The organism is Paenibacillus sp. FSL R5-0378, assembly GCF_038009285.1.
GTDB lineage: Bacteria > Bacillota > Bacilli > Paenibacillales > Paenibacillaceae > Paenibacillus_AQ > Paenibacillus_AQ favisporus.
This window is the reverse complement of sequence record NZ_JBBPAY010000001.1, coordinates 6,070,972-6,088,243: the sequence shown is the minus strand read 5'-3', so window position 1 is coordinate 6,088,243 and position 17,272 is coordinate 6,070,972. Positions and strand designations below refer to the sequence as shown.

Sequence of the window (17,272 nt, the reverse complement as noted above, 5' to 3'; positions counted from 1 at the left end):
AATCTTAACGAAAAAGGAAAATTTTGAAACAATTTAGGCACTTCTAACGTATACCCTTATATAGACAGTCAGGAATACGCGCAGGGGGGAACGGTGGATGGAAACGCTTTATTGGAGCTGCCTGGCAGGCGGAGTTATTTTTGCGGTGGTCAGCGTGGTGCTCGGCGATATTTTGAGCCATGCGCTGGATGGGTTTCTCGATTTTTTGTCCGTTGACGTGCTGAAGCCGATGGTGATTGCGACGGCGGTGACTGTATTCGGTGGCGCAGGGATTCTGCTGCTGCGTTACACCAATTTGCACCAGGGCTTAAGCGCACTCATTGCTGGAATCGGCGCCGTTGCTATGGCGGGTGTCGTCTATGTGGCGTATGTCAGGCCGATGGAGAACAGCGAAAATTCCACGGGATATTCCATCCGCGAGCTCGAAGGCCGCATCGGTGAAGTGACGATTCCCATTCCGCCGGAAGGGTTCGGTGAGGTGATGGTGAAGCTGGGGGCAGGCAACACGCTGCACATCGCCTCCAGTCTGGAGCGCCTTCCGCTGCCCGCCGGAACCCGCGTCGTCGTCGTGGATGTGCTGGACGGCGTCCTGCGCGTGACCGGACTTGAAGAGAGAAAAGGAGATGTGGTTTGATGACAGTGCCTGAATACCTGGTAATACCGCTGATCGTCATAGGGGTAATCGTCGTGCTAGGCTTGGCTTTCTGGGCCCGTTACAAAACGGTGGGACCGGATGAAGCCATGATCGTGACGGGATCGTTTCTGGGAAGCAAAAACATATCGGAGGATGAATCCGGGCGCAAAATCAAAATCGTTCGGGGCGGAGGGGCTTTTATTCTGCCCGTCTTCCAGCAGTCGGAATTCATATCACTGCTCTCCCACAAGCTGGATGTGTCTACGCCGGAGGTATACACGGAGCAGGGCGTGCCCGTCATCGCTGACGGCGTGGCCATCATCAAAGTAGGCGGCTCGATTGAGGACGTCGCGACCGCAGCCGAGCAGTTCATTGGCAAGCCGATCGAAGCCCTGAAGGGCGAGGCGCAGGAAGTGCTGGAAGGGCATCTGCGGGCTATTCTCGGTTCGATGACCGTGGAAGAGGTGTACCGGAACCGCGATAAGTTTGCCCAGGAGGTTCAGGGTGTAGCGGCGAGAGATTTGAAAAAAATGGGCCTGCAGATCGTCTCCTTTACGATCAAGGACGTACGCGACAAGCAGGGGTACCTCGATGCGCTCGGCAAGCCGCGGATCGCAGCGGTGAAACGGGACGCGGAGATCGCCGAGGCGGAAGCGATGCGCGATGCGCGGATCCAGAAGGCGAACGCCGAGGAACAGGGGCAGAAGGCCGAGCTGCTGCGCGATACGAATATCGCCGAAGCGACGAAGGCGAAGGAATTGAAGGTAGCTTCCTTTAAGAAGGAACAGGACACTGCCAAGGCGGAAGCCGACCAGGCGTACCACATCCAGGAAGCCCGCGCCAAGCAGACGATGGTGGAAGAGCAGATGAAGGTAGAGCTCGTTCGCAAGGAGCGGGAGATCGACCTGCAGGAGAAGGAAATTCTGGTGCGGCAGAAGCAGTATGATGCCGAAGTGAAGAAAAAAGCGGACGCCGACCGGTATGCAGTCGAAGTCGCGGCCGAAGCAGACAAGGCGAGAAAAATGCTGGAGGCCGAGGCGCTGCAGTACTCCATCGAAACCCAGGCGAAGGCATCGGCCGAGCAAAAGCGGCTGGACGGCCAGGCCATTGCCGATGCAGAACGTGCCAAAGGTACCGCCGAGGCGGAAGTCATCCGCCTGCGTGGTCTTGCGGAAGCCGATGCGAAAGAGAAGCTGGCTGAAGCCTTCCAGAAGTTCGGCGAAGCGGCCATCCTCGATATTATCGTGAAAATGCTGCCGGACCTGGCGGGCAAAATCGCCGAGCCGATCGCTTCCATCGACAAGCTGACGGTGGTGGACACCGGCAAGGGAGAGGGCGCGGCACGCGTGAGCAATTACGTTACGGAGTTGATGTCGACGGCTCCGGAAATGCTCAAGAACGTGTCTGGCATCGACGTGGAGAGCCTCATCCAAGGCTTGACGGGACGGAAAACGCCTCCGGCTGCATCCGCGGCGCCTGCGGCCGTGCAGCAGGATTTGGTTACCCTGGAAGTGGGGGCAACGAAGGAATCATAGAACTCTACGCGGGATAACCGGCGCTTCGCGAGCCGAATGATCGGCATGCGAAGCAGACGACGGGGATCCGATCCTCGATCAAACAGTAAAAGAAAGATAGTTTAAACGGCGGCTTTGGCTTTGGGTGTTTTTCCAAAGAAAAGCCGCCGTTTTTGTTTGAGGGATTTATCATAAGCATGGATTTACATTACAGCAGCAGTATCGCCGCACCCATCATCGGGGTGATGACCATGCATGTTTTCAGCCAACGGGCGGGAACACGCTTCGTAAATTTCGCCCCGACGTAAGAGCCGACCATCGTTCCGCACACCACCGCAATGAGCAGCCGGAAATCCAGGTACCCGATCGTAAAATAGCCTGCTCCGCCAGCCAGCGCGATCGGAATGATGACCATCATCGTCGTTCCTGCCGCATAGCGCATCGGCATGCCAAGCAGCAGCATGAGCCCCAGCTGGATGAACGGCGTGGAACCGATGCCGAACAGGCCGGACAGCATGCCGGTAACGACGCCGATCAGCAGCGCGAATGACCAATACCGCAGTCCCTTGGCGACAGGCGGAGCCTGGTTAACGGTCGCAACCGGCCGACGCGAAACGACGGCCATCCGCAGCCACAAGGCGAGCCCCGAGGCGAACAGCATGCCGGAAGTCATCCAGCCCAGTCTATCCTCCGGAATGAGCGTTGACCAGCTGGAGCTGACCCACGCCCCCGCCGCTCCGGCCAACCCGACGACCGCGCCCGACTTCAGCAGCATATTTCCTTCGCGGTAATGGCTGACCGAACCGGAAAGGGACGAGAAGAACATCGCCGCCAGCGCGGTCCCCAGCGCGATATGAATCGGATATCCGAACACAACGGTCAAGATCGAGATGATAAAACCGGAGCCGCCCGCGCCCACGAAGCCCAAGAGCAGACCGAGCAGAATCATAACGGCAGAGATATCGATCAACTTCATCGGTCCACCCTCCACACCTGATGGGGAACGCCGATTCCAGCCGGTTCCGGCAGGTCATCAGCAACGCGGCTGGCTGTGTCCAGCACCATGATGGCTGGTTTTGTCCCATAGACCGGCCATGCAGGCAGCGCATCGACATTGGGATCCCCGCTTCGTATGAACGTGACACAGGCTTCCCGCATACTTCTTGCGAGCGGGTATTGCTCAGCAGGTACTGCGTACGGGTCGCCGGCTGCAAGGGCAGCTGGAGGCTGCGCTTCCGGATCCCAATGAATTAGGCTGCCCTCATAGCCGTGCGTCGCTCCGAGAGCGCCGCCAGCGCGAAGCCGGTACATCCATACCGGCGTTCCTGAGGAAGCGAGGGCCTGTGCAAACTGCACAGCTCCAATCGTGTACAGATGCTCGGTTAACGTTGTACACCATGCGTCGGCTGGGGACATCCCCTCGGCATAATGCTGATAGGCATCCCATACGGCGGGAGCATGGCTTCCAAAAAATCTGTCGAGCGGTTCCATGCCAGGGGAGTGGAGCATGGAATCGTCCCGGATGAAGATCGACGCTTCGTTTTCGTTCGTGCCGATCAGGAGCGGCGGCAGGCCGGAACTTGCGGCAATGCCGGCCAAAGGGTCCAAGGGAATGACCCGGCCGTCTGCCACCGGGCCGAACATGTGCAGGCTGCGCGACGTATCCGATCCGACGGCGGACTGCGCTGCGATGAGCTGCTCGAACGGAAGCTCCAGCAGTTGGCTTGGATCTGCACCGGACAAGCCCAGCTCCTCGAGAATCCGGAGGGTGGTGACGTTGGCGGTGCGCCGATCCCGGATTGCTTGGGTGGCGCCGCTCTGTGCCACGGCCCGGTGGAATAACCCGCGTGCCGCTTCCGTGGCATAAAGCGAAGCGGTGCACTTGGCACCGGCGGAATTCCCGATCACAGTCACGCGGGCCGGATCACCGCCAAAAGCGGAAATGTTACGCTGAACCCACTGCAGCGCGGCCGCAATATCGAGCAGACCGTTGTTTCCCGAGGCTGCATATTCCTCGCCCAGCACTTCGCCCAAGTAGAGGAAGCCTAACGCGCCAAGGCGGTAATTGACCGATACGTAGACGATGCCATCCTCCGCCGCATGCCGCAAACCGTCGCAGTCCGCGCCGGTGCCCGATACGAATCCGCCGCCATGAATATACACCAATACGGGCATCGATTCTTTTTCGCATCCCCGGGTCCACACGTTCAAATACAAACAATCTTCGGACTGTATACGCGCAGCCCCTACTGAAGGATCGGTTTGCTGGGGGGCGAGCGGACCGAAGTGATCGCATTTTCTTACGCCGGGCCATGGTTGCGGAGGCGCCGGGGGCTGGAATCTCCGTTTGCCCGTCGGCGGCGCTGCATAGGGAATGCCCCGAAATACATAGGCCCCTTGTAAAGGTACTCCTGAAACTTTGCCTGATGCGGTTTGTACGATCAAGGTGCTCGACTCCTATTCCTGTTGATTTGTGAACTATTATAACTTGTTTATGCCATGAACTATAATATATATTGAATTATATTTATCATAACTTAAAGGTTATTATCGAGATCGAAAGAGGGATATGGAATGGAACTGCTGCAGCTAAAATATTTTCAGGTTGCCGCCCGGATGCAGCATATGACCCAGGCGGCCCGCAGCCTGCATATTTCGCAGCCGGCGCTCAGCAAAATGATCGCCTCGCTGGAAGCCGAGCTGGGGACGAAGCTGTTTGAGCGGGAGCCCAAAAGCATACGGCTGAACGAGCACGGCAAGTTATTTTTGCGCCAGGTGGATATCGCCCTGCAGGCCCTTGAGGACGGCAAGCTGCAGCTGCAGGACCTCGGCGGTACTGCTTCTCCCGCCGTCTCGCTCGACGTCCGTGTTTCCTCGCATCTACTGCCGGATCTGCTGGCCGATTTCCGCAAAGAATGCCCGGCCGCCGAGTTCCATTTGCTGCAGCATTCGACGTTCGAAGGGGCGGCGAGCTTCGATCTTTGCCTTTCCGACGGGGCCGAACTGCCGCCGGGAACAACGTCATTTTCTTTGCTGGAAGAGGAAATTTTCGTTGCGGTTCCCGCGGACCATCCGCTCGCTGACCGGACGCAAATCGGCTTGAAGGAGCTGAGGGAGGAGAGCTTCATCTCGCTGCCCCCGGGCAAATCGCTGCGCGAAACGACGGATGCTTTTTGCCGCCTAGCCGGTTTTACTCCGCGTATCCAGTTTGAGAGCGACGACCCGGCCATGGTTCGCGGTTTGATCCGCGCGGGTCAAGGCGTCGCGTTTCTGCCGGCTATTACTTGGGGCGGCTCAACCGGGCCGGACGTCGTTCTGCTGCGGCTCGAAGAAAGCTGGTGCAGACGCTCGATTGCCTTGTCCTGGCCGCAGGAACGGTATTTGACGCATACCGCTGCGCTATTTCGCGATTTTGCCGTGAACTATTTTGCCAGGCTGGCTGCATCGCATCATCAAGATGGTGGCCGAGGCGATTAAAACAGGGAATGCACGGTTCATGTCCGCCCGGTTTGACGAATCGGCCGATTTCTGATATTTTTTCTGTCTGTCAGAGATGATAAACTTATCAGGCGTCAGCAAACGAGGTGCATAGTGTGAGCAGTCTGCAAGTGAGCAAGGTGTTAAACAACAATGTCATCATTGCCGAACATCCCCAGCACGGCGAGGTGGTGGTCATCGGCAAAGGGATCGGCTTTAATCGGAAGTCCGGGCAGGCCATTCCGCTGGCTGAGGTAGAGAAGATGTTTATTTTGACCAAGCCGGAGGAGCAGGAGCAGTACAAACAGCTGCTGCCCCAGGTCGACGAGAAACTGATTGAAGCAGTCAACGAAATATTGCTGCATGCCGACCAGACAAGCTCAGGGGCATTGAACGAGCATGTCCATATCGCACTGACGGATCACATCGCATTTGCGATCAAGCGCATGCAGCAGGGCATTCATATCCATAATCCCTTTTTGTACGAGACCAAAGAAATGTACCCCGAGGAGTTTCGAATGGCGGAGTTCGCCGTCCGGCTGATTCATCAGAAGCTTGGCGTGGATCTGGGTGAAGAGGAAGCCGGATTCATCGCGCTGCACATCCACGGCGCGCTGACCAACCAGCATATTTCCGAAGTGCGCAAGCATTCCGAGCTGATCAGCGATCTGGTCCACATCGTGGAGACGGAGATGGACTTCCGGGTCCCGCGGGATTCGCTGGACTACTCGCGCCTGATTACGCACCTCCGCTTTGCTTTGGAGCGAATCCGCAGAGGCGAGGCCGTAGAGGAAACAGACACGCTCGACGCCTTGATGCAGCGGGAATATCCGGATACGTACCGGCTCGCTCAAAAGCTGACCGGAGTGATGGAGGAGCGCCTCGGCCGGCCTGTATATCCGGCGGAAGTGGGATATCTGACGATCCATCTCCAGCGTCTGGTTCACAAAAAGCAGGGGCGCGTGGAATGATCGATTGATCGTGAGTAGCGTATTGCGCCTTTGATCACGAAGGGTACCGCCGCGTTCGAATTGGAAGAAGCGCAGGCGCCTTTTTCGAATATCAAGCGCTTGCAACTTGGCGGGATGGGTGCTACAATACTGACTGTAATGAACCCAATTGAACATGCATACGTGTTACTGATACGATCAGGCATGAGTAAACCTGTAGATCTTGGTTGTTTTGCCCAATACTGGGGCAATCTAACGCTTAGCGGTAGAGACCAGGATCCCGAGCGGATACTCATGCCTTTTTGGTATTTACAAAATCTCAGCAGAAAGCAGGATGATCCTCATGCAGCAAACGTTTAAAATTATCGATGAAGACGGAATTCATGCGCGTCCGGCGACAGCGCTTGTCAATACAGCTACCAAATTCAAGGATACGGAGTGCTTTGCCGAGTCCGGCGGGAAGAAGGTTACTTTAAAATCGATTTTGGGCGTTCTGTCTCTGGATCTGGAGCAGGGCGACATCATTTCTCTGATCGCGGAAGGCGGCGATGAGCGCGCAGCGCTGGAAGCGCTTGAGCAGGTTATGGTTGGCGAGGGGCTGGGCGAGATTCATGAATAAGATCAAGGGAATCGCGGCATCGGCGGGAATTGCGATCGCCCGCGCATTCATCTTGGAGCATCCGGATTACGCGGTAAGCCGCAAGCAGGCGGATGACGTTCAGTCCGAGCTTGCGAAGCTGGATGATGCGCTGGCCAAGTCGCGGGTGGAGCTTGAGGCCATCAAGGCGCGGACGCTGGCGGAATTGGGCGAGAAAAAAGCGGAAATTTTCGAGTCGCATCTGCTTATTTTAAGCGATCCGGAGCTCATTGACCCGGTGAAGGACAAGATCCGGAGCGAATCGGTCAATGCGGAATATGCCCTGGATGAGACGGCAGCGCAGTTCATCCGGATGTTCGAAAATATGAAAAGCGCTTATCTTCAGGAACGCGCCGCGGATATGCGGGACGTGACCAAGCGCATTCTGAAGCATCTGCTCGGCCTTCAATACGTGAGCCCGTCGGAGATCGATGAGGAAGTGATCGTGATCGCCGAGGACCTGACTCCATCGGATACGGCCGGCTTAAACCGCAAGTTCGTGAAAGGCTTTACGACGAATATCGGCGGTCGAACGTCGCACTCGGCCATCATGGCCCGTTCGCTCGAAATTCCGGCGGTGGTCGGCACGAAAAGCGTTCTAAGCTCCGTGCAGAGCGGTGAGCTGGTGATCGTGGACGGGATGGAAGGTGATGTCATCATCCATCCGACCGAAGAGGTGATCGCCGAGTACACGGCAAAGCAGCAGGCCTATGCGAAGCAGATGGAGGAATGGAAGCAGCTCCGTACGGAACCGACCGTCTCGAAGGACGGGATTCATGTGGAGCTGGCGGCCAACATCGGTACGCCAAACGACGTGGCGGGCGTTCTTGACAACGGCGGCGAAGCGGTCGGATTGTACCGGACCGAATTCCTCTACATGGGCCGCGACAAGCTGCCTTCGGAGAATGTGCAGTACAACGCTTACAAGACCGTGCTGGAGCAGATGGAAGGCAAGCCGGTGGTCGTGCGCACGCTGGACATCGGCGGCGACAAGGAGCTGCCTTACTTGGACTTGCCGAAGGAGATGAATCCGTTTCTCGGATTCCGCGCGATTCGCCTCTGCCTGGATCGGCAGGACATCTTCCGGATCCAGCTGCGGGCTCTGCTGCGGGCCAGCGTGCACGGCAACCTTCGCATCATGTTCCCGATGATCGCCACGCTTGCCGAGTTCCGGGCAGCCAAGGCCGTTCTTCTGGAAGAGAAGGACAAGCTGGCGGCGGAAGGCATCGCCGTCGCACACGACATCCAGATCGGAATCATGGTCGAAATTCCCTCGACAGCCGTCCTGGCGGACGTATTCGCCAAGGAAGTGGATTTCTTCAGCATCGGCACCAATGACCTGATCCAGTACACGATGGCGGCCGACCGGATGAACGAACAGGTATCGTACCTGTATCAGCCCTATAATCCGGCGATCCTTCGTCTGGTCAAAATGGTCATCGATGCCGCGCACCGTGAGGGCAAATGGGTCGGCATGTGCGGTGAAATGGCCGGGGACGCCGTGGCCATCCCGATTCTGCTCGGCCTCGGGCTTGACGAGTTCAGCATGAGCGCCTCGTCCATTCTTCCGGCGCGCAGTCAGATCTCCAAGCTGTCCCGGGCGGACATGGAGCGGCTCGCCGAACAGGCGCTGCAGCTCGGCACGGCGGAGGAAGTGACGCAGCTGGTGCAGAGCCTTCAGTAGTGGATGGTTCTGCTGTTGACCCGCGGGATTTAGAAGGGCATCACGATTGATAACCCTTAGTTATCAACCTGAGCTTAGCTAAGCTCTGCACGCATAACGCATATCTTTATCCGAGCTTGGCCGGTATTCTTCGGAATGCCGGCCTTTTTTCATGCGGGTATGTCTCCGGTTTACAGAAAGTATATAAAAAAGAACACCCTCAAAAGGGTGTTCTTAGGTATTCTCTCCAATATCTGAATCCGCATTGAATCCGAATTAAAGCGAATCCGAATCCAAATCCGAAAATCAGCTGCAGGCGCAGTTCAGCACCGGCTTGCGTGCCGCGGTCGTTTCGTCCAGCCGCGTCACTGGCGTATCGTATGGCGCGTTCAGCAGCAGCTCCGGCTGCTCCTCCGCTTCCTTCGCGATGCGGATCATCGTATCGATAAAGGCGTCGAGCGTGTCCTTGCTCTCCGTTTCGGTCGGCTCGATCATAATGCACTCCTCCACGTTCAGCGGGAAGTAAATGGTCGGCGGGTGATAGCCGAAATCCAGCAGGCGTTTCGCCACGTCCAGCGTCCGGATGCCGTACTGCTTGAGCGGGGAGCCTGACATGACGAATTCGTGCTTGCAGACGCCCGGATACGGAATGTCGAAGTATGGCGCGAGCCGGCTCATCATATAGTTAGCGTTCAGCACGGCGCACTCCGATACGCGGCGAAGACCTTCCGGGCCGTAGCTGCGGATGTAGGTGTAAGCGCGGACGAGAATGCCGAAGTTGCCGTAGTACGCCTTGACCCGACCGATGGACTGGTCGCTGCCGCCTTCGAGCGTGTATTTGCCTTCAGCCGTTTTCGATACGAGCGGGCGGGGCAGGAACGGAATCAGGCGGCTCTTCACGCCGACCGGACCGGCTCCCGGACCGCCGCCGCCGTGCGGCGTGCTCATCGTTTTATGCAAATTCAGGTGCACGACGTCAAAGCCCATGTCTCCCGGGCGGGTGATGCCCATGATCGCGTTGGAGTTGGCTCCGTCGTAGTACAGCAGGCCCCCTGCCTCGTGGACGATGGCGGCAATTTCCTGGATCTGCTCCTCGAACAGGCCGAGCGTGTTCGGATTGGTGAGCATCAGCGCCGCGGTGTCGCTGCCGACGGCGGCACGCAGGGCGTCAAGGTCGACGAGGCCTTTGTCGGTCGACGGGATCGTGATCGTCTTCAGCCCCGCGACGGTGGCGCTGGCCGGATTGGTGCCGTGCGAGGAATCCGGCACGATGACCTTGTCGCGCTGCTCGCCGCGGCTTTCATGGTAGGCGCGGATCATCATGAGACCGGTCCATTCGCCATGCGCGCCGGCGGCCGGCTGCAGGGTCACGGCGTCCATGCCGGTCAGACCGGCCAAATCGTCCTGCAGGCGGTATAGCAGCTCAAGCGCGCCCTGAATGCTGTCCTCCGGCTGATACGGATGGATTTTGGCAAAGCCCGGATAACGGGCGACATCTTCGTTCACTTTCGGATTATATTTCATCGTGCAGGAGCCGAGCGGATAGAAGCCGTTGTCCACACCGAAATTGCGGCGGGACAGCTCGGTATAGTGACGGATGACGTCCACTTCATACACTTCAGGCAGCGCGGCCGGCTCCGACCGCAGCATCGAGCTTGGGATCAGCTCTTCGGTTTCCTCAACAGGGACGTCAAACTCCGGTAAAGAGTAGGCAATCCGTCCGGGATGGCTCAACTCGAAAATCAACGCTTTTTCCTGAATCATATGCAGCCCTCCAGCGCTTGAGCGAATTGGTCGATCTGTTCTTTGGTGCGGCGTTCCGTGACAGCAATCAGCATATGTCCTTCCAGTTCGGAATAAGCTCTGCCGAGGTCGTAGCCGCCGAGGATGCCTTTCTGCAGCAGCTTCGCATTGACTTCGGCCACGCGGGTTCCTTCCGGCAGCTTAATGACAAATTCGTTAAAATACGGGGACGTGAACGGCATGCTTACCCCTGAAATGCTGCCCAGCCGGCGTGCGGCGTAATGGCTCTTCTGCAGATTCAGCTGGCCGACCTCGATCATGCCCTGCTTGCCCATGACCGACAGGTATACGGATGCGCAGAGGGCGAGCAGCGCCTGGTTGGAGCAGATGTTGGACGTCGCTTTCTCGCGGCGGATATGCTGCTCGCGGGCCTGCAGCGTCAGAACGAAGCCGCGCTTGCCGTTCCGGTCGACCGTCTGGCCTACGATCCGTCCGGGCATGCGGCGCATATGGTCCTGCGATACGGCAAAGAATCCGCAGGTTGGCCCGCCCAAGGAAGATGAGATGCCGAGCGGCTGCGCGTCGCCGACGACGATGTCGGCTCCGAGCTTGCCCGGCGCTTCGAGAATGCCGAGGGAGATCGGGTTGGTGCTGACGACCATCAGCCCTTTGCTGGCATGGATGAGGTCGCCGATGGCGGCCAAATCCTCGATCGCTCCGAAGAAGTTCGGGCTCTGCACGAGTACGGCGGCCGTTTGGTCGGACACGGCTTCAGCCAGCTCGGCCAGGTTGGTGACGCCGTTTGCGGAAGGGACCTCCACGACGTCGAGACCGAGCCCTTTGGCATACGTGCGGACAACCTGACGGGCTTCCGGATGCACCGTGCTGGACACGAGCAGCTGCTTGCGCTTTGTGGCGGCGCTGGCCAGAGAGCCGGCTTCAGCGAGGGCGGTGGCCCCGTCATACATACTCGCATTGGCGACGGCCATGCCGGTCAGCTCGCAAATGTAAGACTGAAACTCGAAGATCGCCTGCAGCTCGCCTTGGCTGATTTCCGGTTGATACGGCGTGTAGGCCGTGTAAAATTCGGAACGGGACACGACATGGTTGATGACCGAAGGGATGTGGTGATCATAAATTCCCGCGCCCAGAAAGCTGGCATATTGGTCCGTATTGGCATTTTTCGCGGCAAGCTCCGACAGGTGCGTCGTCAGCGCGTATTCATTCAGTCCCGGGGATACGGGCAGGTCCCCTTTGAAGCGGATTTCTTCAGGAATGTCCTTGAACAGGTCCTCCAGAGAGGAGACGCCGATCGTATCCAGCATTTCCTGCTGGTCCTGTTCGGTCATAGGCAGATAACGGTGTTTCAAGTGGAGTCAGCTCCTTTAGATTAGGTTGAAAATCGTATCATGCTGTTAGCCTGCTATTTATTTGCGCTCGCGTTTGTAGAAAGGGGTGCTTACGACCTTGGCTTTGAGCCGCTTGCCCCGGACGTCGACTTCCACTTCGGTTCCAAGGGCGGAATAGCCGCTTTGAACGAGCGCGAGACCGAGATTACGCTTCAGCGTCGGGGACTGGGTTCCCGTCGTCACTTCGCCGATCTGCTCATCTCCCGCATATACGGGATAATGGGGGCGGGGGATGCCCCGGTCGATCATTTCGATGCCGACCAGTTTGCGCGGCACGCCGGCGTCTTTCTGCTGCTGCAGGGCCGCCTTGCCGATAAAATCGGCCGCTTTGCCCAGCTTGACGAAGAAGCCGATGCCGCCTTCGAGCGGGGAAATGTCCTTGGACAGCTCCTGTCCGTACAGCGGCAGCTTCGCTTCAAAGCGAAGCGTGTCGCGGGCGCCGAGCCCTGCTGGAATCAGGCCTGAGCTTTCGCCTTGCTCGAGCAATCCGCTCCAGACCGCAGGAGCATCCTGTGCGGCAAGGTAGATCTCAAAGCCGTCTTCCCCCGTATAACCGGTGCGGGAAATCAACGTACTAGCGCCGAACAGCTTCACATTTTGGATAAAATGAAACGGGGAAAGTTGCCCCAAATCGGCATCGACGAGCGGCTGCAGCACCGCTTCAGCTTTCGGCCCCTGTAGAGCCAGCAGTGCAGTTCCATCGGACTCGTTCACCATGTTCACGCCGTCCGGCCGGTGCTCCTGAAGCCAGGCCCAATCCTTGTCGATATTGGAGGCGTTCACAACCAGCATGTAGGACTCCACGCCCAGCTTGTAGACGAGCAGGTCGTCGACAACGCCCCCGTCCGGATAGCACAAAGCGCTGTACTGCGCCTGACCCGGCTCGAGAACCGATACGTCATTGACGGTCACGAGCTGGAGAAAATCTTCCGATCCCGGGCCGTCCACCTTGAACTCGCCCATGTGGGAAACGTCGAAGAGCCCGGCGGCCTCGCGGACCGCCTCATGCTCTTTGTGGATGCCGCTGAACTGGACGGGCAGCTCCCAGCCGCCAAAATCGATGCAGCGGACGCCGGAAACCTGTGCATAGAGCGGAAAAAGCGGTGTTCTTTTCAATTCGGACATGAGTCACCTCGGTTTTCACGTGTTACCACGGATTGTTTAGGCTTTTCATCATAAAAGTTCTTCCAAGCAGCACAAAAAGGACAGGGCGAAAGAATAAGCATGCGTGCTCGCATACTTTCTTTCAAGCTCTGTCCTTGGTACCTGAGAGTTACCTTACGGATGCCGGTGAATGGAGCGGCCCGGGGACTTCACAGGCGAAATTCGGGCTCCACATCAACCCCGGGCAACAAGCAAGTTTCCCCTTGGGTGATTCTTACGTTCAGAATTCTCTCCAGAGATGCGTCCGGTAATCGTCCTTTTGCCTGAGAGATTCACCCGGGTCCGGGCTTACTCCTTCGGCGTTACTGCTCGGCAGTAATCTCTCCCATTACCATCATCCGCTATACGATTGTTTGTTCACGACATCATAAAGCTCGAATCAAATGTTCGAGTTCGTTCTATATATTATTAATACTCAAAGTACAAACCGGTGTCAACAACATTATCATAATGCCTATTTACGAATATTACAATCAATTTATGTTCATAATGTTCGATTTTAGGTATTTTGGTCCAAGCGGCACTCCGGGGAGACTGTATCGTCCCAGAGCTGTCCGCCGAAGGTGAAGCGAATTAGAATATTTGGGAGGAGCCGTGATGATGAAGAACGTAGTAGGCGTCGATATGGGATGTACGAAAATGCTGATGGTTGCCGAGGTAGATGGGCAGCTTGTCGAGGGGAAGGTCCCTACCGGGCTTGATTGTTCGCTGGAATATCTGGCGGGGGAGATTGACCGTTTTATAGCAGGGCTCCCGTATGAGCCGGAGGGGCTGGGAATCGCGCTTCCGGGACTCGTAGAGGGAGACCGCCGCCTGCAGTTTTCCGATATCCGCGCGCTGTGCGGGGTGACGGCTGACGATTTTGCCAAAGGGCGCTTTCGCTGCCGTCTGATCAATGACGTGAAAGCGGCGACAGTTGCCGAGGCGGCCAATTATCCGGAAAAGGATACGGTCGCGGTGATGATGGCCGGCTCGGGGCTGGCGCTCGGGGTCTACTCCAAACAGCGGATGTATACCGGTGCAGGCGGGTTTGCCGGGGAGCTGGGCTACACCGTTATTGCGACTGAAGCCGGGCCGCGCAAGGTGGACGAATTGGCAGGCGGCATCGGAATTCTCGATAGGGCGGGCTGCGATATCGACGCCTTCCTCGCCAAGATCCGGGATGGAGACGGCGATTCGTTGGCCTTGCTGGAACGTGCCGGCTTTTACTGCGGGCTGGCCATCACCAACGTGCTGCACCTGTTTAACCCGGACGTTCTGGTGATTGGCGGCAGCACCTCCACTTACCCGGGATACATGGACACCGCTTTGCGGACGGCCGAGAAGCATACGCTGCCGGACATGTTCCAAGCGTGCTCCTTCGCATCCCCGAAAGACGGCAAGCGGATCGCGGCGCTCGGAGCGATGCAATTTTTGCGCACGGGAATGGAGTTTTAGACGAGGCCGCATATGTTATATTGACACCCGTATTCGCTCTGCTTTATTCTTAGTTCAGAGTTTAGAAAAGTAGAGCGGATGCTTGGAAAGTAATTGAATATTCAGCGGATGAACGCGCGCGGGAGAGACCGCCCATCGTTTAAGGGCGGCACCGAAGGAGCAAGCTGCAGGTAGGCACATGCAGGCAGCTAATCTCTCAGGTACAAGGAACCGCCGCGGGACGCGGCTCTGGAGAGAGCTATACGGCCACCCAAGGGGAACGCGGCGCACGATGCCGCACAAACTCTCAGGTACAAGGGACAGAGAAAAGGTGCTGACGCCTTTTTTGCTGTCCTTTTTTTCTGTCTAATTCATCGCAAAGCGCGTCGAAAAATAGCTAACGGGGAGCGTAGAACGAAGTGAGATTTAAAAATGTGTTTTCCATCATCGGTCCCTCCATGGTGGGGCCTTCCAGCTCGCACACCGCTGGAGCGGTACGCATCGGCAGAGTGGCGCGTCAGCTGCTGGGCAGCCAGCCGGAGACGGCCAAGATGACGCTGTTCGGTTCTTTTGCAGAGACGTATTGGGGACACGGAACCGATTTGGCGCTGACCGCCGGGCTGATGGATTATGAAACGGATGATCAGCGGATTCCGCAGGCGGACGTGCTGGCTGAAGAAGCAGGCATGACCCTGGAATGGGTTCAGGGCCGGGGCAACGGACCGCATCCGAACTCGGTCAAAATCCAGCTGACCGGGGGCGGCCGGACCGCTGAAATCGTAGCCGCCTCGATTGGCGGCGGGACGATCGCGGTATATTCGCTGAACGGTTTTGACGTCCAGATCACGGGCGAATACCCGACCCTGGCGGTGAAGCATTCCGACAGCCAGGGCGTTCTGGCCAACATGACCGCGCTGCTCAGCCGGGACGGATATAATATCGGATATATGGATGTGGACCGCAAGGGACGCAGCGGGGATGCGATGACCGTGTTCGAGCTGGATTCCGCTCCGGAGGAGACCACGATTCAGGCCATCCGCAAGCTTCCCCACATCAAGGAAGTAACGATGATCGATTTGACCAAAAGGAGCTAACCATCATATGAGATTCGAGACCCTCGAACAGCTGGCGGACATTTGCCGCCAGGAGAACAAGACGATTGCCGAGGTTATGCTTGAGGATCAGGCGCGAGAAACGGGCGTCTCCCGCGAGGAAGTATTCCGGCAAATGGCCGAATATTACGGTGTGATGAAGGAAGCGGTGCGCCAGGGGCTCACCGGCAATACCAAGTCGCGGAGCGGACTCACCGGCGGCGATGCCAAAAAGGTGTCCGATTATATGCAGCAGGGCGAAACATCGCTTGGCGGCCCTGCGGCCGAGGCGATGGCCTACGCGCTGGCGGTGTCGGAAGTGAACGCCTCGATGGGACGCATTATCGCGACGCCGACAGCGGGCTCGTGCGGAATCATCCCCGGCGTATTCGTCAGCGCCCAGGAACGCTTCGGCTGGGAAGACGAACATTTGGTCAAGGGCTTGTTCTGTGCCGGCGCCATAGGTTATGTTATAGCCAACAACGCCTCGATCTCGGGGGCGGAAGGCGGCTGCCAGGCAGAAGTCGGTTCGGCGATCGGCATGGCCGCGGGCGCGATGGTCGAGCTGCGCGGCGGTACGGCCCAGCAGGCCGTTCATGCTGTTGGCCTGGCGCTGAAGAACTGCCTCGGCCTGATCTGCGATCCGGTCGCCGGGCTGGTGGAAATTCCCTGCATCGTCCGGAACGGGCTGGGGGCCGTCACGGCCCTGGCGGCTTCGGACATGGCTCTTGCCGGCGTTGGCAGCGTTATCCCGGCCGATGAAGTGATCGGCGTCATGCTGGAGGTCGGAAGCGCCATGCCGGCCAAGCACCGCGAGACCGGGAAGGGAGGACTCGCCCAGACGCCAACTGGCCGCAAGCTGACCAAGGAACTGGTGGAACAGCGGCGCAGAAAGGCCAAAGAAGCCAAAGCGCCTGCCAAGGAAGATTAACTTATTAACGGCAGCCCCAAAATTGAAATCAAAGGAGACGCGAAATCGATGAGCAATGTGAAGGAGAACCGTTGGTACAGCAAGGATCATGAATGGGTGGAAAAGGCAGGCGGATCTGTGGTCCGCATCGGGATCAGCGACTTCGCCCAGCACCAGCTGGGGGACATCGTGTTTGTGGAGCTGCCGGAAGCCGGCGCCGACGTCGCGGCCGAAGAGAGCATCGGAACGATCGAGTCGGTCAAAACCGTGTCGGATCTGTTCAGTCCGGTGAGCGGGAAAGTGACCAAAATCAACGATGCGCTGGAAAGCGAGCCGGAGCTCGTCAATAGCGAGCCGTACGACGGAGGCTGGATGATCGAGGTAGAGGTTGAAGGAGATTTGGACGAGCAGCTGCAATCGCTGCTGACGGCAGAGCAGTATGAGCAATTTTTGAACGAATAATAACGATATCGAGACAGGGGCTGGGGCACATCGTGCCGCAGCCTCTTTGATTTTATACGACGATTTTATACGATGGCCCGATATCCCCGCGCAGCTTATTCCACCTGCAGCGCGGGTTATTTATGACCAAGGTTCGGTTTGTCGATAACAAGAACAAGAGGAGGGTACATACGCCGTTAAATGGAAGCTGCCCTGCATCTAT

The 17,272-nt window shown here is 57.7% G+C and carries 15 protein-coding genes and 2 riboswitches; of the genes, 10 read left to right on the top strand and 5 right to left on the bottom strand.

Features of this window, described 5'->3' with window-relative positions; all coding sequences use genetic code 11:
* Positions 1–97 precede the first annotated feature (97 nt).
* Positions 98–634 carry a protease gene (locus MKY74_RS28240; protein WP_076169668.1) on the top strand — a complete coding sequence of 179 codons (537 nt, stop codon included), beginning with the start codon at positions 98–100 and terminating at the stop codon, positions 632–634.
* Positions 634–2,169 carry a flotillin family protein gene (locus MKY74_RS28235; RefSeq protein WP_208629287.1) on the top strand — a complete coding sequence of 512 codons (1,536 nt, stop codon included), beginning with the start codon at positions 634–636 and terminating at the stop codon, positions 2,167–2,169. Before MKY74_RS28240 ends, MKY74_RS28235 begins: the two co-directional genes overlap by 1 nt.
* Positions 2,170–2,356: 187 nt before the next feature.
* On the opposite strand, the gene MKY74_RS28230 is transcribed toward MKY74_RS28235, so the two are convergent.
* Together MKY74_RS28230 and MKY74_RS28225 are read right to left on the bottom strand one after the other, a co-directional pair.
* Positions 2,357–3,124 (bottom strand): sulfite exporter TauE/SafE family protein, encoded by a 768-nt coding sequence (locus tag MKY74_RS28230; protein WP_076169669.1) that lies wholly within the window; start codon positions 3,122–3,124, stop codon positions 2,357–2,359.
* The gene (locus MKY74_RS28225) at positions 3,121–4,593 is read right to left on the bottom strand and encodes a carboxylesterase/lipase family protein (protein ID WP_076169670.1); all 1,473 of its coding nucleotides are present in this window, start codon (positions 4,591–4,593) and stop codon (positions 3,121–3,123) included. Before MKY74_RS28225 ends, MKY74_RS28230 begins: the two co-directional genes overlap by 4 nt.
* Before the next feature lie 129 nt (positions 4,594–4,722).
* On the opposite strand from MKY74_RS28225, the gene MKY74_RS28220 reads away from it, so the two are divergent.
* The 4 genes from MKY74_RS28220 to ptsP all read left to right on the top strand — a co-directional run bounded on the left by MKY74_RS28220 (position 4,723) and on the right by ptsP (position 8,896).
* Positions 4,723–5,625: a LysR family transcriptional regulator gene (locus MKY74_RS28220; RefSeq protein WP_076169671.1), complete on the top strand. Its 903-nt coding sequence runs from the start codon at positions 4,723–4,725 to the stop codon at positions 5,623–5,625.
* 116 nt (positions 5,626–5,741) lie between these two features.
* Positions 5,742–6,596, top strand: coding sequence for a glucose PTS transporter transcription antiterminator GlcT (glcT, locus tag MKY74_RS28215; protein ID WP_076169672.1), 855 nt, complete (start codon positions 5,742–5,744; stop codon positions 6,594–6,596).
* 322 nt (positions 6,597–6,918) lie between these two features.
* Positions 6,919–7,194 carry an HPr family phosphocarrier protein gene (locus MKY74_RS28210; RefSeq protein WP_076169674.1) on the top strand — a complete coding sequence of 92 codons (276 nt, stop codon included), beginning with the start codon at positions 6,919–6,921 and terminating at the stop codon, positions 7,192–7,194.
* The gene (ptsP, locus tag MKY74_RS28205) at positions 7,187–8,896 is read left to right on the top strand and encodes a phosphoenolpyruvate--protein phosphotransferase (protein ID WP_076169675.1); all 1,710 of its coding nucleotides are present in this window, start codon (positions 7,187–7,189) and stop codon (positions 8,894–8,896) included. The genes MKY74_RS28210 and ptsP overlap by 8 nt, the downstream gene beginning before the upstream one ends.
* A 285-nt stretch (positions 8,897–9,181) precedes the next feature.
* On the opposite strand, the gene gcvPB is transcribed toward ptsP, so the two are convergent.
* The 3 genes from gcvPB to gcvT are packed head-to-tail and all read right to left on the bottom strand — an operon-like array spanning position 9,182 to position 13,152.
* Entirely contained in the window at positions 9,182–10,639 is a 1,458-nt protein-coding gene (gcvPB, locus tag MKY74_RS28200) for an aminomethyl-transferring glycine dehydrogenase subunit GcvPB (RefSeq protein WP_076169676.1), read from the bottom strand.
* Positions 10,636–11,988 carry an aminomethyl-transferring glycine dehydrogenase subunit GcvPA gene (gene gcvPA, locus MKY74_RS28195; RefSeq protein WP_186381892.1) on the bottom strand — a complete coding sequence of 451 codons (1,353 nt, stop codon included), beginning with the start codon at positions 11,986–11,988 and terminating at the stop codon, positions 10,636–10,638. The genes gcvPB and gcvPA overlap by 4 nt, the downstream gene beginning before the upstream one ends.
* A 57-nt stretch (positions 11,989–12,045) precedes the next feature.
* Positions 12,046–13,152: a glycine cleavage system aminomethyltransferase GcvT gene (gene gcvT, locus MKY74_RS28190; RefSeq protein ID WP_076169677.1), complete on the bottom strand. Its 1,107-nt coding sequence runs from the start codon at positions 13,150–13,152 to the stop codon at positions 12,046–12,048.
* A 280-nt stretch (positions 13,153–13,432) separates the two neighbouring features.
* Positions 13,433–13,529, bottom strand: a riboswitch (glycine riboswitch).
* Positions 13,530–13,788: 259 nt separating this feature from the next.
* Between gcvT and MKY74_RS28185 the strand changes: the two genes are divergently transcribed.
* The 4 genes from MKY74_RS28185 to gcvH all read left to right on the top strand — a co-directional run bounded on the left by MKY74_RS28185 (position 13,789) and on the right by gcvH (position 17,070).
* Positions 13,789–14,628: an ROK family protein gene (locus MKY74_RS28185; RefSeq protein WP_076169678.1), complete on the top strand. Its 840-nt coding sequence runs from the start codon at positions 13,789–13,791 to the stop codon at positions 14,626–14,628.
* A 110-nt stretch (positions 14,629–14,738) separates the two neighbouring features.
* Positions 14,739–14,851, top strand: a riboswitch (glycine riboswitch).
* A gap of 175 nt (positions 14,852–15,026) precedes the next feature.
* Positions 15,027–15,701, top strand: a complete 675-nt coding sequence (sdaAB, locus tag MKY74_RS28180; RefSeq protein ID WP_076169679.1) for an L-serine ammonia-lyase, iron-sulfur-dependent subunit beta — start codon at positions 15,027–15,029, stop codon at positions 15,699–15,701.
* 7 nt (positions 15,702–15,708) lie between these two features.
* Positions 15,709–16,629 (top strand): L-serine ammonia-lyase, iron-sulfur-dependent, subunit alpha, encoded by a 921-nt coding sequence (gene sdaAA / locus MKY74_RS28175; RefSeq protein WP_076169680.1) that lies wholly within the window; start codon positions 15,709–15,711, stop codon positions 16,627–16,629.
* A gap of 48 nt (positions 16,630–16,677) precedes the next feature.
* Entirely contained in the window at positions 16,678–17,070 is a 393-nt protein-coding gene (gene gcvH, locus MKY74_RS28170; protein WP_076169681.1) for a glycine cleavage system protein GcvH, read from the top strand.
* Positions 17,071–17,272 lie beyond the last annotated feature (202 nt).

Excerpts from the sequence above, each read along its gene's own strand:
- gcvH (WP_076169681.1), top strand. The coding sequence starts at position 16,678 with ATGAGCAATGTGAAGGAGAACCGTTGGTACAGCAAGGATCATGAATGG.
- ptsP (WP_076169675.1), top strand. The coding sequence starts at position 7,187 with ATGAATAAGATCAAGGGAATCGCGGCATCGGCGGGAATTGCGATCGCC.
- sdaAA (WP_076169680.1), top strand. The coding sequence starts at position 15,709 with ATGAGATTCGAGACCCTCGAACAGCTGGCGGACATTTGCCGCCAGGAG.
- MKY74_RS28235 (WP_208629287.1), top strand. The coding sequence starts at position 634 with ATGACAGTGCCTGAATACCTGGTAATACCGCTGATCGTCATAGGGGTA.
- MKY74_RS28220 (WP_076169671.1), top strand. The coding sequence starts at position 4,723 with ATGGAACTGCTGCAGCTAAAATATTTTCAGGTTGCCGCCCGGATGCAG.
- MKY74_RS28210 (WP_076169674.1), top strand. The coding sequence starts at position 6,919 with ATGCAGCAAACGTTTAAAATTATCGATGAAGACGGAATTCATGCGCGT.
- MKY74_RS28240 (WP_076169668.1), top strand. The coding sequence starts at position 98 with ATGGAAACGCTTTATTGGAGCTGCCTGGCAGGCGGAGTTATTTTTGCG.
- gcvPB (WP_076169676.1), bottom strand. The coding sequence starts at position 10,639 with ATGATTCAGGAAAAAGCGTTGATTTTCGAGTTGAGCCATCCCGGACGG.
- MKY74_RS28185 (WP_076169678.1), top strand. The coding sequence starts at position 13,789 with ATGATGAAGAACGTAGTAGGCGTCGATATGGGATGTACGAAAATGCTG.
- gcvT (WP_076169677.1), bottom strand. The coding sequence starts at position 13,152 with ATGTCCGAATTGAAAAGAACACCGCTTTTTCCGCTCTATGCACAGGTT.
- MKY74_RS28230 (WP_076169669.1), bottom strand. The coding sequence starts at position 3,124 with ATGAAGTTGATCGATATCTCTGCCGTTATGATTCTGCTCGGTCTGCTC.